This window comes from Vibrio sp. nBUS_14, assembly GCF_051201655.1.
GTDB lineage: Bacteria > Pseudomonadota > Gammaproteobacteria > Enterobacterales > Vibrionaceae > Vibrio.
This window is the reverse complement of sequence record NZ_CP179206.1, coordinates 283,995-298,595: the sequence shown is the minus strand read 5'-3', so window position 1 is coordinate 298,595 and position 14,601 is coordinate 283,995. Positions and strand designations below refer to the sequence as shown.

Here is a 14,601-nt window from a genome sequence, read left to right as displayed (position 1 = left end):
TGAATATGTTTAAAAAAACTAAAATAGCAACATTGGTGTTAGCAATAACATCTCTTGCTGCATGTAATAGTGAAAGTAGTAACGATACAATTAGCAGTGATACTAATGTAGGTAAACTGCCTACAGTCGGTGTAGATGTTGCGGTCAACGGTGGTTTTGAAAACTATAATAGTGACGGTAAACCAACGGGATGGCCTACGATTGACGATGGAATTACAATCGAAAAAAACACAACAACGGTTAAGACAGGGATAAGCTCTGGCGCTGTCACAATGGTTTGGGATAAGAAAGATCTACGCCAAAACGTCGAAGTCGTGAACGGTAAAAATTACACACTTACAATGTCGGTTTACCATACTGATGGTGGAGTTAAGACTCGACTTTATTTAAATGACTATACCAATGTTTATTCAGACCCAACGCTTGTAAATCAGTGGCAAGATATAAGTTTTGATTTTAAAGCAACTGAAGATAAAGTTATCGAAATAGGTGCTCGTTTCTATGATGCGAAAAATGGCTCTTTCGATGGTTCAGAAATCATCTATATCGATAATTTAGTTTTATTGGAGACTGGTGAAGCTGTCAAGCCAGATCTTCTACCGCCACCACCAATTGGTCAAGATCCCGAAGCATTGAAAGCATATTACCAACGTGCTGATGGTAAAACAGGTTTTGAACTAAAAACCGCTCTTTATGACATTATCAAAGGGCATACAAATAAGACATATGGGGATTTATGGACATTTATGTCTACATACTCATTAGATACTTATTATGAGAATGATAATACTATCTTAGATATGTACACAGAAATACCATCCACATCAGACAGTTACAACTTCACACCTGTGGTTAAGCAATGTGGTAACTACAAAGTTGAAGGTGACTGCTATAATCGTGAGCATTCTTTCCCGAAAAGTTGGTTTAATGATCAATATCCAATGTACACTGATATCCACCATTTATTTGCAACAGATGGTAAAGTGAATAATATGCGCGGTAACTACCCATACGGTGAGGTTGATACTGCAACGTATACATCATCTAATGGGAGTAAATTAGGGGCTCCGACAGCCGAACTGATTGCGTATGGCTTTACTGGTGATAAAGTGTTTGAACCTATTGATGAATTTAAAGGTGATTTTGCTCGTGCATATTTCTATATGGCAACTCGCTATCAAGATCGCATTGATACCTGGGAATTAAATACAGACAACTCTAATGCAGTTTTAGATGGCAGCACAGAGGTTGTATTTGAACCTTGGATCCTTGCTATGCTGAAAAAATGGCATTCTAACGATCCAGTAAGTGCTAAAGAAACATACCGTAATGATGCTGCATTTCAATTTCAAGGAAATCGTAACCCATTTATTGATCACCCTGAATATGTAAGTGAAATCTGGCAGGATTAATAATGACTTAATCTATGAATGGGTATTATATAAAGCCAGCGTTCAGTTGGCTTTTTATTTTAAATCGTCTTAGCCCGATTTTATATAAGTAAACGATGCAGTGTGACCGTATAAAAGCTGTCTTACTGGCTTCCGATGGTTGGAGACCGACTATGATCTCTCAAGCCCTTCGTATCCATGAATCTACAGTGGCTCGTCATCTTAATAATTATGCTCTGCACCTACTGATATACCAACGAGTCTATTTGCTCACCTTTCCTGACATTGAATGTTCAACCTCGGAAGTGATTTTAACAATGCTTCTTAGACCATCCCATTGATAGGGTTTACTCAGCCGTCCTCTATCGTGCCCTCATTATTTTATTTTTAGCTCAACATTTCTAACCGTCATTCCGCAGCCAATTCTAGATTTTAATGTAAACGCCCCATGAACCCACGAGGCGATGTTGTTAATGTTTGAAGTTCCAAGGTAGGAGCGCATCGATATCAGGCTCAGCTTTCGCTAGCTCTTTCATGCACTTGACCATGTAGTCGTAGAGGATAAGGCCGTTGGCTTTCGCCGTCTCGACGATGCTGTAAAGCATCGCGCTCGCATCAGCACCATTTGGTGTGTTCGAGAAGAGCCAATTTTTTCTGCCAATGACCAGCGGTTTAATGGCGCGTTCAGCACGATTATTATCGATAGATAAATGACCGTCATCGATATAGCGGATAAGTTTCGGCCATTGGCCGAGCGTGTATTTTATCGCCTTGCCCAGCGAGCTAGACGCTAGCACTTGTTGAGTCGTCATCCACTCGTACAGCTCATCCAGTATCGGCTTGGCATGCAGTTGACGTTCTGCTTTTCGTGTTTCGACAGTCGCACCTCTTAAGCGCGATTCTATCCCATAGAGCTTCTGGATTTTGGCTAGCGCTTTATCTGCTTTGCCTGACTTACCTTTACCTTGAAGCTTCTTAGCATCCATGAACTTACGCCGTGCATGTGCCAAGCAACCAACATTGGTTACGTGATGAAGACCATCATAGGCACCATAGCCATCGGTTTGCAGATAACCACTGTAATCCCCCAAGAAGGCAACAGGGCATGCCCTCGCGCGACTGTTTTGATAGTCGTACAAGGCGATATTCTTTACATTCGGCAGTGCAGCGTCGGGCGAGTCTGCGCCCGAGCAGTAGAGCCACATATAACACTGTTTATCTTCTTTGAGGACATTGAGCGGCGTTTCATCTGCCTGAACCACCACTTGTTGGAGTAGATGCTCTTTCAAGGCCGCATACAGCGGTGTGAACTTCTCACTGACTTGGATAACCCACCTTGCCATCGTGGTTCGTGATAGCTCAATACCCGACTGGGTAAACAGCGACTCTTGGCGGTACAGTGGCATTGCGTATTGATATTTGCCAAGGATGATGTTGGCTAGCAAGCTTTCTGTCGCGAAGCTTTTAGGGATGATGCTCTGGGGCGCTGGCTTTTGAACGATGTGGCTTTTGTCTTCAGTTTGCTCGCACTGACGACAAGCATACTTAGGACGAACATATTCCAGCACTTTGAGCACGGCTGGTGAGAACTCAAGTTTCTCACTGCGGTCTTCACCGATTTTATGCAGACTATGTTGGCAGCATGCACACTGTTTTTCATGGTCGTCTAAATCGAGTTCGATAACCTCACGAGGCAAAGTCTTTGGAAGTGGCTTGCGTTTACCACGCTTCTTCGTTGTGGTCGTTGTTACCTCAACCACCTCTCCCTTAGCGGCTTCACATTCCACTTCGTTGAAGAGGTCACCTTGAGATTCATCGTAAGGCTTTAACGCCTCCGAGCGTTTTGCGAACTGGCGGTCGAAAGCAAGTTTGAGTTGCTCAAGCAGAGATTGACGCTCTTGTTTCCATTGGTTTTCTGACGCCATCAGCGCTTTCACCATCGCTTGTAGCTTGGCAATATCTTGGCTTTCTGGGTTGATATCTGGCGTCTTTTTCATGGCATTTATTATACTAAAATCATGCTGTTAACGCTTGGCAGATAAGGCTTTATTATCGATTAAGTCATTGTAACATCGTTTATTTGAACGGGTTTATGGCCGATAATCGTGAAGCCAGAAAGCAGTCTATCAAGCTCGAATTGAGTCAGGGTAAACACTTCATTTTTCTCTTTTGTAGGCCATTTATACTTGGCTTTTTCAAGGCGTTTATACCAAAGCGCAAAGCCAGTTTTATCCCAGTACAGCACTTTGATTTTGTCGCGCTGTTTATTGGTGAACAGGAACAGTGCGCCGCTTCCCAAGGGTAAATCGGTGTCACTTTCGATAATCGCCGCGAGGCCATTGATGGACTTTCTAAAATCGACACTCTCACGATACAGATAAATCTCTGGTGCGCTGAGCATATGTTTCATGACAAGGCTCCAATGAGTTCTGCCAGGTAGGTAGCGGGCGTGCCTTGAGGAATGCTCAACTCCACATCATTGATGAGAAGTGTCATGTTAGCGGTGGCTATTTGAGCTTGATATTTCGTTGTCTTTTCGACGATCTCTGCCCGTACAAAGCCTTGAGAGACATCTGCTTTTTTGAGTTGCTGGCGCTTAGCGTAAAACGTCGAGGGGTTGAGTTCATTTAGCTTACAAAATGCAAGCGTTGACAATGAACTCGATTCAGATTGCTCGATGAGCGTTTGCCATTCTTGATTAGTGTGTCGTTTTCCCATTTCAAATCTCCTTATGGTTGGAGACTTGATCTTATTCTTCGCGCTAGGCGATTAGAATGCGGGGTTTATGACGCGCTTACATTTTAATTAGTGTGATCCCACGATCATTTATCAATAATGATTGCAGTTGAGACTTGACGCAGATCCCCCGTTTTGATCTATTACTTTTATTTGCCGGTAACTTGCGATGTCTGCTCCTCAACCTGTCATAAAACGCTTAGATCATCTTGGATTAATCGCTGCATTCTGTCATGAGATTGATTTACCCGGGCTTATCGACCGCATAATTCCTAAGTATTCAGAGCATAATGTCTCACACGGTGATGCCGTTCTAGCCATGATTTTGAACGGTTTGGGCTTCCATAGTCGAACATTGCATATGTTTTCTGACTTTTTCGAGACAAAGCCAATATCAAAGCTGCTTGCTAAAAACATAGAAGCGCACCACTTAACTGATGATGTTCTTGGGCGCACATTAGATGCTTTATTTGAAGCTGATGTATCTATTTTATATCAAGTTATTGCAGAGCATACCGTTGAAAAATTGGGCCTCAAGACAGAGTCTGTCCACCTTGATATAACGAGTTTCCATGTTGATGGTGAATATGCTCAATCAGCAGAGGATGACATTAATTCTATTCAACTCGTCAAAGGTTATAGTCGAGATCACCGACCTGAATTGAATCAGGTTGTCCTTGAATTAATTTGTGAAAATCAAGCAGGGCTCCCTGTTTATATGCAGGCTCTCAGTGGAAACACGAACGATGCAAAAGCATTTGCAGAGGTCACTAAGCGCCATATTCACTGTCTTAAAGCCGCGCAAAATAGTCGTTACTTTATTGCTGATGCAGCTTTATACACGTCAGACAGTATTTGCTCACTTGATGAACAAAAGCAGAAGTTCATTACACGCGTCCCAATGACCATTAAAATGGCCAAACAAGCTCTACTGGCATTATCGCCAGCGCAATTAGAGCCTATCGGTAATGGTTATTCGGGGCACTGGATTGAATCTGATTATGGCAACGTGAAGCAGCGATGGTTGTTAGTGAACAGCGAGCAAGCGACAAAGCGAGAAGAAGCCACTTTTTATAAAAATTTGGATAAAAATCTGACCAAAGAGCTTAAATCTCTAGCTCAATTAGCTAAGAAACAATTTGCCTGTGCGACTGATGCACAAAAGGCTATGAGTGAATTTCAGAGTCAATGCCAACTGTTGAGTTTCGAGCAAAGTGAGATACGGCAAGTGCCCGAGTTTGCTGGCCGAGGGCGCCCTAAAAAAGATGAGGTTCCAACTGGATACCACTACAAAATTGAAGCAAATCCGTTCACTGATTTAGAAAAAGTAAAACTCGCGAAGCTTAAAGTTGGTATGTTCATTCTTGCGACCAATGATACTGAAAGTACCGATCTCGATATGGCTGCGTTACTGGAACACTACAAGTCACAACAGAAAGTCGAGCGAGGTTTTCGCTTCCTTAAAAGCCCTGAGTTTTTAACATCATCTATCTTCTTAAAAAAACCACAACGCATCGAAGCTTTACTCATGATAATGACCTTAAGCCTAATGGTTTATGCTGGACTCGAGCATAAGATACGTGAAGAGTTGGCTGTTACTGAAGAATTTTTTCCAAGCATGGTTAAGAACAAAACCACATCTAAGCCAACTGCTCGCTGGGTGTTTTTAAAATTTGAAGGGGTCGATACACTTGAGTTCGGCGAACAATGGTTTATCACCAGCATTCAAGACCATCAGAGGAGATTGCTTCAATTGCTAGGTAAGCTATATGAAGCAATTTATTCCTAAATGAGGTGCGGAATGTCGGTTCTAATCGTACCTTTTACTCATCTGTAACCGTCATTCCGCAGCCAATTCTAGATTTTAATTAGTGTGATCCCACGATCATTTATCAATAATGATTGCAGTTGAGACTTGACGCAGATCCCCCGTTTTGATCTATTACTTTTATTTGCCGGTAACTTGCGATGTCTGCTCCTCAACCTGTCATAAAACGCTTAGATCATCTTGGATTAATCGCTGCATTCTGTCATGAGATTGATTTACCCGGGCTTATCGACCGCATAATTCCTAAGTATTCAGAGCATAATGTCTCACACGGTGATGCCGTTCTAGCCATGATTTTGAACGGTTTGGGCTTCCATAGTCGAACATTGCATATTTTTTCTGACTTTTTCGAGACAAAGCCAATATCAAAGCTGCTTGCTAAAAACATAGAAGCGCACCACTTAACTGATGATGTTCTTGGGCGCACATTAGATGCTTTATTTGAAGCTGATGTATCTATTTTATATCAAGTTATTGCAGAGCATACCGTTGAAAAATTGGGCCTCAAGACAGAGTCTGTCCACCTTGATATAACGAGTTTCCATGTTGATGGTAAATATGCTCAATCAGCAGAGGATGACATTAATTCTATTCAACTCGTCAAAGGTTATAGTCGAGATCACCGACCTGAATTGAATCAGGTTGTCCTTGAATTAATTTGTGAAAATCAAGCAGGGCTCCCTTGTTTATATGCAGGCTCTCAGTGGAAACACGAACGATGCAAAAGCATTTGCAGAGGTCACTAAGCGCCATATTCAATGTCTTAAAGCCGCGCAAAATAGTCGTTACTTTATTGCTGATGCGGCTTTATACACGTCAGACAGTATTTGCTCACTTGATGAACAAAAGCAGAAGTTCATTACACGCGTCCCAATGACCATTAAAATGGCCAAACAAGCTCTACTGGCATTATCGCCAGCGCAATTAGAGCCTATCGGTAATGGTTATTCGGGGCACTGGATTGAATCTGATTATGGCAACGTGAAGCAGCGATGGTTGTTAGTGAACAGCGAGCAAGCGACAAAGCGAGAAGAAGCCACTTTTTATAAAAATTTGGATAAAAATCTGACCAAAGAGCTTAAATCTCTAGCTCAATTAGCTAAGAAACAATTTGCCTGTGCGACTGATGCACAAAAGGCTATGAGTGAATTTCAGAGTCAATGCCAACTGTTGAGTTTCGAGCAAAGTGAGATACGGCAAGTGCCCGAGTTTGCTGGCCGAGGGCGCCCTAAAAAAGATGAGGTTCCAACTGGATACCACTACAAAATTGAAGCAAATCCGTTCACTGATTTAGAAAAAGTAAAACTCGCGAAGCTTAAAGTTGGTATGTTCATTCTTGCGACCAATGATACTGAAAGTACCGATCTCGATATGGCTGCGTTACTGGAACACTACAAGTCACAACAGAAAGTCGAGCGAGGTTTTCGCTTCCTTAAAAGCCCTGAGTTTTTAACATCATCTATCTTCTTAAAAAAACCACAACGCATCGAAGCTTTACTCATGATAATGACCTTAAGCCTAATGGTTTATGCTGGACTCGAGCATAAGATACGTGAAGAGTTGGCTGTTACTGAAGAATTTTTTCCAAGCATGGTTAAGAACAAAACCACATCTAAGCCAACTGCTCGCTGGGTGTTTTTAAAATTTGAAGGGGTCGATACACTTGAGTTCGGCGAACAATGGTTTATCACCGGCATTCAAGACCATCAGAGGCGATTGCTTCAATTGCTAGGTAAGCTATATGAAGCAATTTATTCCTAAATGAGGTGCGGAATGTCGGCTGTAAAAAGCAATCAAGCAAACAACTCCGACGGATCCATTTTAAAAAATGGATTGTTAAAGCGGGACATCTCAATACGCTGCTTTAAACGCAACTGTAACTGTTTAACCTTTTTGACCTCTTGGTATTCAGCCAGGAGATCTTGTGCTTCTTTGTGTAAATGATCACGGTACTCTCGTAACCCTTTCTGACGTGACGCTTTGTTCCCCCCGCCAAACCGTTGCCAAAGGATACTTTTGATATCACCACCATGCTGAAGCTCTTGATAATCCCTATTTAATTGCTCAATTTTTTCAGTCAGCGTCATCTTTAAGCGCTCCAGCATCCCTTCATCCATTACCATCTCATGCTCAGGGAGGTGTTGCTGAGCCAGTATCAACAAGGCCACCACATCTTTGTCTTTTTTCGCTTGTGATAGCTGCTGCATTAATGCGCTTTTCTCAGACTTCTTATTTTCGTCCGCTTCTTTATCTGGGTGTAATTGTTTGGCTAATTGGCGATACAACTTGGTTATCTGTTTATCGCTGTAAAGCGCCTCGCTCGCTTGATGATGTGACCGCTCGACGTGATTTTCATCCTCGGCTTGAGAGAAAAAGTCTTCACCTCCCCACTCAATATCATCTTCATCAACATACTCCTCTTCCATTTCTTCAGCTACCACACTTTGCAGATAGTCGTGAAACTTCTGAGGATCCTTGACCATCGCCATTAATTCGTCATCGCTGACATCAAGCTCGTACCCCAGCATCATGGATATCTCTTCGCGAAACGCTTCTATTTGATCTTCCGTTATCGAGATGTCTTCCGCTTGGTTCGATGGTAATGCTAAAAGCGCTTGATTGAACGCCTCACGTAACACTCTCGAGTCAACAGGATTAAAGGGATTTGACTCTAAAATGCTCAACTCTTCTTGTATCCAATCGTACAGAGCTTCACGTTGCGGCCCTTTAATCGTTTTGCGCGGGATAAAAGTCAGCAGATGATGAATCCATTGTTCAGTCGCTCGGCACACTGCCTGCTCTTGCTTTTCAGTCGATACTTTGAAGTCATGATAAAAATCATCCAACTTGGCTTGATAACGCTCGATACGTCGTTGTTTTTTTTCTACCTCCTCCCATAACTGGTTAAGCTTATTCTTCTGCTTTGGGGTGGATGAGGTCGTTGCTACAAAAGAAAGGGGGGCAGTTGTCATAATTCGCGCGTCGTTGAGAGTGATGACACTATTCTATCGCGTTTTCATGGTTCGAAAAAGCAAGAGGCTTTATTTTGAATAACATTGATGGGTTAGCAGCCAACGATAGATAAGTGTTCACTGTATTTGAGGCGAATGCGTAGGCTGCAAAAATCATTCGATCATTGGTTGAACAAAGGAACGGACGTGATGGTCAAGCGATATCGGGGGCGATGCAAGTTACTGCTCAAACATAGAGAAAGCTTGTGGGTTTTTCTCAAGAAAACCTCAATCCCCTTAACCAGTAATGAAGCTGAGCGATGTATTAGAGGCTTTGTCATTCAAAGGAAAATCAGCTTCGGAACGACCTCGGATGCAGGCGATAAATTCCGTAGCCGCATCCATACACTTACCGAAACCTGCAAAAAGTGGGGTCTATCAGCGATGTCAGTGTTGAGTGAGATCATCACGTCAGTCGTTGAGAAAAAACCGTACCCAAACGTCTTTAATCTTTAAGGCGTACCCGTCCTTTTTAATAAATCAAACTATCCTGGTGAACGTGTACGAATAAAGTACGTCCGAGTAATAAGGTCGCAAGTTTTTTTCAATAAAACGGCCTGACTCGAGCTTGAGTGTCGTTAATCACAAATCTCACGCAGCTCAACGGGTAGGTGAATATCCAGTAAGTCTTTAGCCGTTCATGAAGCGTATTATGACAGGGTGGAATATAACCGCTCCCACCGCTCACCTCAAGAAGTAGCAAGTTCAGCTTGGTCTTCTACCCCTTTTTTGGCATGAGTGTAGATCATCTCATAACCGATTTTCTGCAGATCGTCGTCAGAGCTGAAGGATCGAATAATGTTATCGCTCTCTCCTAAAAATCGACTTACCTTGCGCTTTCCATGCCCTACTGGCCATGTGTCTTTCAGTAACTTAAGAATCTCAATTCTTAATGATAGAAGCGTCGGGTATTTTTCTGCCAATACGATAAAATCTTGAATTAGTTGTATCTTCTCAAGATGTTTAGCCGATGCGGTAATATCAGTCAGCGCCTGTTGCTTATCGGTATAGTATTGATGTGACTTTTCATGTAACAACTCCAATGAATCAATCAGCAACTCAGAATGGTGCTTTGAGGATTTTTTTTGGATGATATCGACAAATGCGGTCTCCATCCGATCCGCAATGCTTTGGTAAGTTGAATCATAAGAGAGGTACACCAGTAGCCAATACATATAAAATAAATCATAAAACTGAATATCTTTAGAATCATAAATTCGATTAAACGATTGATTAAGAAGAGAAGCAGCCTCTTTATACTCACCTTTTATGAACAAAAAGTGAGACATTAAGATGTCTACGTTAATCAAGCACGTCGCTGACAAATCTTTTCCATGGTAAAGGTGGGTGAAGATACTCTGACAAAGCTCTAATTCGACATCGTCATCATCAAAAGACAAATACATTAGCGCTCTTCTCAGATAGTTCACATCCATCCAGTGATCGTCTCGATACGTATCTTTATTGCTCTCTCTAAACTTTGCGTAATAGAGTTTAGCCTGGTAAAAGTCATCCATATACAGAAACAGATTTGAGATAATCAGATTCCTTTCAGAGTTCTCTCGAGTCAGCTTATTGATATCGACCAAATGACCAATCGAGGCTTTAATGTTGCCTTCTGCCATCTCGATCCCGGAAAACTCTTTTTTTGCATCAATATGATGAGGGTTTTCTTTCAGCATACTTTGCACTAAAGCACGTGCTTTTTTAAGCTCACCATTATTTTTTAGCGCGTTCACTAAACCAACGGCGACCCAGTCGGCTGGTTCAGAGAAATACAGCTCCGTGTAAAAGCGTTGCGCTTTTCCCCAACGTTTCAGCAGTCTTAAAAATTTACCTTTTTCTCTTTTTAAAAAATTATTATATTTACTCCCTGTGCTTATGAATTGCTCACATAACTCAAGAGCCTCCGTATATCGCCCTAAGCGTTTTAATTTATAAATACCTTCTAAAGCACTCCTTTTTTCAATACAACGTTCTATTCTTTTTTTCAGATCATTATAATTAAAAGGCTTCAGAATGTAGTCGTCCATTGTTATCTCAAATAAGCTATTGAACGTTTGCGTGCTACTGTCACCCGTAATAATAATAAATACACAGCTATCAGACATACTGCTAAAATGTATAAGCTCTTCAAGCACCTGCTTGCCGTTAATCTGCTCGCCAAAATTGAAATCACAAAGAATGACATCAAAAGGAATTCTTCGAGAAAGGGTGACCGCGGCCTTCGGATTTTGAGAAAAATGAATATTTTCTTCCCTGAAACCCATCCTAGATAGCATTCGGCTGATATTCGTCAATATGACTGGCGAATCATCAATGATCAGCGCATTCATTTTCTGATCAAACATAAGCTACCTCCCTCTCTTGATACGTTCATGTGAAATAATAGGAAAATGATATCAATAAGATGATTGATTCACTTATCGGAACCTGCCCCCCTTCGCTAAGATAACCATCGACCCACTAAATATGAGATAAGATGAATATACAATAAAAATTGAGGGAGTATGAAGCGCAATATCTCATTTATTGACCACCACTAACTCTAGAATAACCTTGTTTATAAAGTGTCTTTTTTTGGGGGAATAAATATGACACTTAAGTAAGGCCAATCGCTCGACTAAATGCACACTGCCTTATAGAGCCACCAGTTCAGATACATTCACTCGTTGAGCGGTGAACAGCGCTTCAAACGACTTCATGTCGTACACCCGATTTGTGGTTATTAGGAAGAACGCCCTCTCTCATTCTCTCTTTCTCCGCTTTTGTGTCTCACTGCAGAGACAGCCACCTAGTTATCAAATTGATGGATATCCTGTATTTTTTGCTTCATTTAGGAGACCTCGCTGGGCATTCGGCCCCCCCATAAGGGCCAGACTATAGACTCATCAGTGATGAGATGACGGCACAATCAACGACGAGAAAGTGCCGTTATCTTAGCTTAAGGTAAGGTAATTAAACTTAGCTAGGTCATTAAACTTAGCTAGGTATATCATCACTCATATTTAAAACTAAAATAGAGCGATTCGTAAAAATGACCAGCAGGGTTGAATGGAAAAGAACGCATAAAATAAGTGCCTTGGGTTAACATTTCCCCCTCTTCAGCTTCCAATTTAATATAGCAGTATCGGCCTTTTTCTTCGAAAACCGGTAAGGCGATCAGTGTGGGGCTCGGTCCAAACACTGAAAAGCTGCTGCGGTATACTTCCTTCAACGCTTTACATGCTGAAGTACCTGCACTTCGGACCATAGCCAATGTTTTTGTTTCACCACTTGTTGACGTGTTTTCCTGAATAGCGGCTTCGATCTTAATCTCTGATGAATGACCACTGGCGTCAATAAAACCAAGCTCAGTTTCAGCGTATATTGGGGATGTAACATCAATGCTGACTTGTTGTTCCATTACGCCATTAATAAAATCTGGGTCTTGATAGAAGGTAATGGCTTCCGTCTCAATTTCCTGAGCTTTACTGTTGTACTCTGTATAAGTTAACAACGCTTTATCTGTACCTGAACCTGGATTGCCATCCCAGCTAAAGCTATGAACCTCCCAAGCAATGCCGTCATTAGCAAAATTAAGTGACTCAATTCTATGGTAAGAGGTACGTTCGAACGCGATCGGATTATCAAGATCTAGATTATCCATATCTGGTTCCGCGCATTGGCTTGCATCCGTCACTGAACGTTTACCTAGATAGGCTTTTGACTCAGACTCGTCGAAATAAGCCAAACTGCACACTAGGCCATAGCCTTCATTTGAACTCGTCCAATACCAGTAGCTATCCATCAAAAAGTGGGGCGTAGAATAACCAGGAAACGCAGCAATGGTCGGCAGTGAGAATGTGGCTGTTGCTTCTTCTATGTTAACGCCATCATTAGCAAAAATCGTGATCGTTTCGACACCCGATTGCGCCTCTCTCGATGGTCCAGAATTAAACCCGAGCGTCGTACCGTCTTGATACCAAAACATCTCAAAATCGGTTTTTTCACCCGTTTCTGGATCCAACTCTAACGTCGATTCCGCTCGGAAAGTCAGGTTGTCAGAATCCGTAAACAGAGAAGAAACATCAATGGTATCATCGATCGTATATTGGTCGGTGAGCTCCCAAGTCATGATGTCGTCTTGAAGACGCTTAAGTTCGTTTTCATCCAGTACCGGAGGCTCATTATCCGCTGCCGCAGCCACCTGAACATTCAGCGCGAGTGGATAGGAGCGTACCTTTTTGCTATCAATGGCCACGACTTCAAAATGATAGTCTCCCGCTTTAGACACGTTGCCCGAAATGATGCCTGCTGCAGATATCGTCAGGTTATGAGGCACCTTATTTTTTTCTGTTATCTCATAGGCTAAAACGTCACCCTCTTTATCGCTAAAGTGGGCACTGATATCGAGATCATTAAAAGCGTCGCCTAACGTCATGGAGACATCCTCAAGCGGTTTCACAATCATTGGCTTATGATTGGACTCTACCTGAATGGCTTGAGTGCTATCACTCGGGATCGACACCGAAGGATAATAACTGCTATCAAGCTGACCATTGTTACTTTGAATTTCGCTATTCAAATCATCAGAGAGCTGTTCAATCAGCTCAGTTTGGCGCCCTGCAGAGACAGTAGAATTATCAACTAATTGCTCTCCTATCACTTTTAATGGGCTTTGTTGCGTAATTAAATTTAGGGATAGAGCAACCCCGTTTCGCATATTTCTTAGCCAATACGACAAGTTTCAGGCATACCTAACCCAGTAAGCTTGTTCAACGCTTTTATCATCGCGTAAGTTTCACCTACCTGTGCATTGTAATTTCTTAAGCTCAGTTGCCCTCCTAGCAATTGTTTAACTCGATACATCGCTGTTTCTGAGAGTGAACGTTTGTGATATCCATACCGCTCTTTCCAATACTTATTAGAGCCGTATAACTTCTGACAACCCACGGCGAGATTTCGAGGGTGACCGCGCTCCCAGAAGGCCGCCCCCTCTCTTGGGGGAATAAGCGTAACGGCTCGTTTAATCTTAATAGCAGCATAGCACGCTCTCGTGTCGTAAGCGCCATCACCAGACACCTCAAGGATACTTCTGCGTGTTTTTTTCAGTAAATTCGGAAGTACTTCTCCATCTGTAACCGTTGATAAACTTAGCTCGGCGGCAATGATCTCATGAGTGCTTGTATCGACGGCAATATGCAGCTTTCGCCAGACTCTACGCTTGCCATCCGTCCCATGTTTTTTGACTTTCCATTCACCTTCGCCATAAACCTTAAGGCCAGTTGCATCAATGGCTAGGTGTTGTATCGCACCTCTCGTTTTAGTCTTAAATGAGACCTTAACTTGCTTGGCTCTACGACTGATGCAAGTGTAATGTGGGCAGCTTAATGGAATATGGGCAAGTCTAAAGATCGAGTCGATAAACCCTTGCAGCGCTCTCAGCGGCATAGAAAAACTCGCTTCACCATCATCGCTGTCGTGATAGCTAAATCACTGAACCGACGTGCCCTCCCACACTTATTTTGTTTGCTTTGCTCCCACCCGCTTATCGCCTCTTCATCAATCCAAAAGGTCAAAGAGCCACGGTTAATAAGTGATTGGTTGTATTGCTTCCAGTTGGTTGTTTTGTAACGTGGTTTAGGCATGAGGG

The 14,601-nt window shown here is 42.3% G+C and carries 8 protein-coding genes and 5 pseudogenes; 5 read left to right on the top strand and 8 right to left on the bottom strand.

Going from position 1 to position 14,601, the window contains the following annotated elements; all coding sequences use genetic code 11:
• The first annotated feature begins 5 nt into the window (after window positions 1–5).
• Together ACMAZD_RS01390 and ACMAZD_RS01385 are read left to right on the top strand one after the other, a co-directional pair.
• Window positions 6–1,412 (top strand): endonuclease, encoded by a 1,407-nt coding sequence (locus tag ACMAZD_RS01390; protein ID WP_435248291.1) that lies wholly within the window; start codon window positions 6–8, stop codon window positions 1,410–1,412.
• A gap of 104 nt (window positions 1,413–1,516) precedes the next feature.
• A pseudogene (locus tag ACMAZD_RS01385) lies at window positions 1,517–1,630 on the top strand (helix-turn-helix domain-containing protein); the annotation flags it as partial.
• A 231-nt stretch (window positions 1,631–1,861) separates the two neighbouring features.
• Here the strand turns inward: ACMAZD_RS01385 and tnpC are convergent.
• The 3 genes from tnpC to tnpA are packed head-to-tail and all read right to left on the bottom strand — an operon-like array spanning window position 1,862 to window position 4,109.
• Window positions 1,862–3,388 carry an IS66 family transposase gene (gene tnpC / locus ACMAZD_RS01380; RefSeq protein ID WP_435247105.1) on the bottom strand — a complete coding sequence of 509 codons (1,527 nt, stop codon included), beginning with the start codon at window positions 3,386–3,388 and terminating at the stop codon, window positions 1,862–1,864.
• Window positions 3,389–3,447: 59 nt separating this feature from the next.
• Window positions 3,448–3,801 (bottom strand): IS66 family insertion sequence element accessory protein TnpB, encoded by a 354-nt coding sequence (gene tnpB / locus ACMAZD_RS01375; RefSeq protein ID WP_435247104.1) that lies wholly within the window; start codon window positions 3,799–3,801, stop codon window positions 3,448–3,450.
• The gene (gene tnpA, locus ACMAZD_RS01370) at window positions 3,798–4,109 is read right to left on the bottom strand and encodes an IS66 family insertion sequence element accessory protein TnpA (RefSeq protein ID WP_016767112.1); all 312 of its coding nucleotides are present in this window, start codon (window positions 4,107–4,109) and stop codon (window positions 3,798–3,800) included. The genes tnpB and tnpA overlap by 4 nt, the downstream gene beginning before the upstream one ends.
• A gap of 187 nt (window positions 4,110–4,296) precedes the next feature.
• Here tnpA and ACMAZD_RS01365 point away from each other — a divergent pair, with 187 nt between their 5' ends.
• Complete coding sequence (locus ACMAZD_RS01365; RefSeq protein WP_435248290.1) at window positions 4,297–5,916, top strand: IS1634 family transposase; 1,620 nt, start codon at window positions 4,297–4,299, stop codon at window positions 5,914–5,916.
• A 179-nt stretch (window positions 5,917–6,095) separates the two neighbouring features.
• Window positions 6,096–7,716 (top strand): annotated as a pseudogene (locus tag ACMAZD_RS01360) (IS1634 family transposase).
• A 32-nt stretch (window positions 7,717–7,748) separates the two neighbouring features.
• Here ACMAZD_RS01360 and ACMAZD_RS01355 read toward each other — a convergent pair.
• Entirely contained in the window at window positions 7,749–8,927 is a 1,179-nt protein-coding gene (locus ACMAZD_RS01355; protein ID WP_435248289.1) for a hypothetical protein, read from the bottom strand.
• 123 nt (window positions 8,928–9,050) lie between these two features.
• On the opposite strand from ACMAZD_RS01355, the pseudogene ACMAZD_RS01350 reads away from it, so the two are divergent.
• Window positions 9,051–9,422: pseudogene (locus ACMAZD_RS01350) on the top strand (IS66 family transposase); the annotation flags it as partial.
• Window positions 9,423–9,470: 48 nt separating this feature from the next.
• Here ACMAZD_RS01350 and ACMAZD_RS01345 read toward each other — a convergent pair.
• The 4 genes and pseudogenes from ACMAZD_RS01345 to ACMAZD_RS01330 form a co-directional block, all read right to left on the bottom strand.
• A pseudogene (locus ACMAZD_RS01345) lies at window positions 9,471–9,604 on the bottom strand (Rpn family recombination-promoting nuclease/putative transposase); the annotation flags it as partial.
• A gap of 51 nt (window positions 9,605–9,655) precedes the next feature.
• Window positions 9,656–11,317: a response regulator gene (locus tag ACMAZD_RS01340; protein ID WP_435248288.1), complete on the bottom strand. Its 1,662-nt coding sequence runs from the start codon at window positions 11,315–11,317 to the stop codon at window positions 9,656–9,658.
• A gap of 647 nt (window positions 11,318–11,964) precedes the next feature.
• Window positions 11,965–13,671, bottom strand: a complete 1,707-nt coding sequence (locus ACMAZD_RS01335; protein ID WP_435248287.1) for a hypothetical protein — start codon at window positions 13,669–13,671, stop codon at window positions 11,965–11,967.
• A 5-nt stretch (window positions 13,672–13,676) separates the two neighbouring features.
• Window positions 13,677–14,596 (bottom strand): annotated as a pseudogene (locus ACMAZD_RS01330) (IS5 family transposase).
• Window positions 14,597–14,601 lie beyond the last annotated feature (5 nt).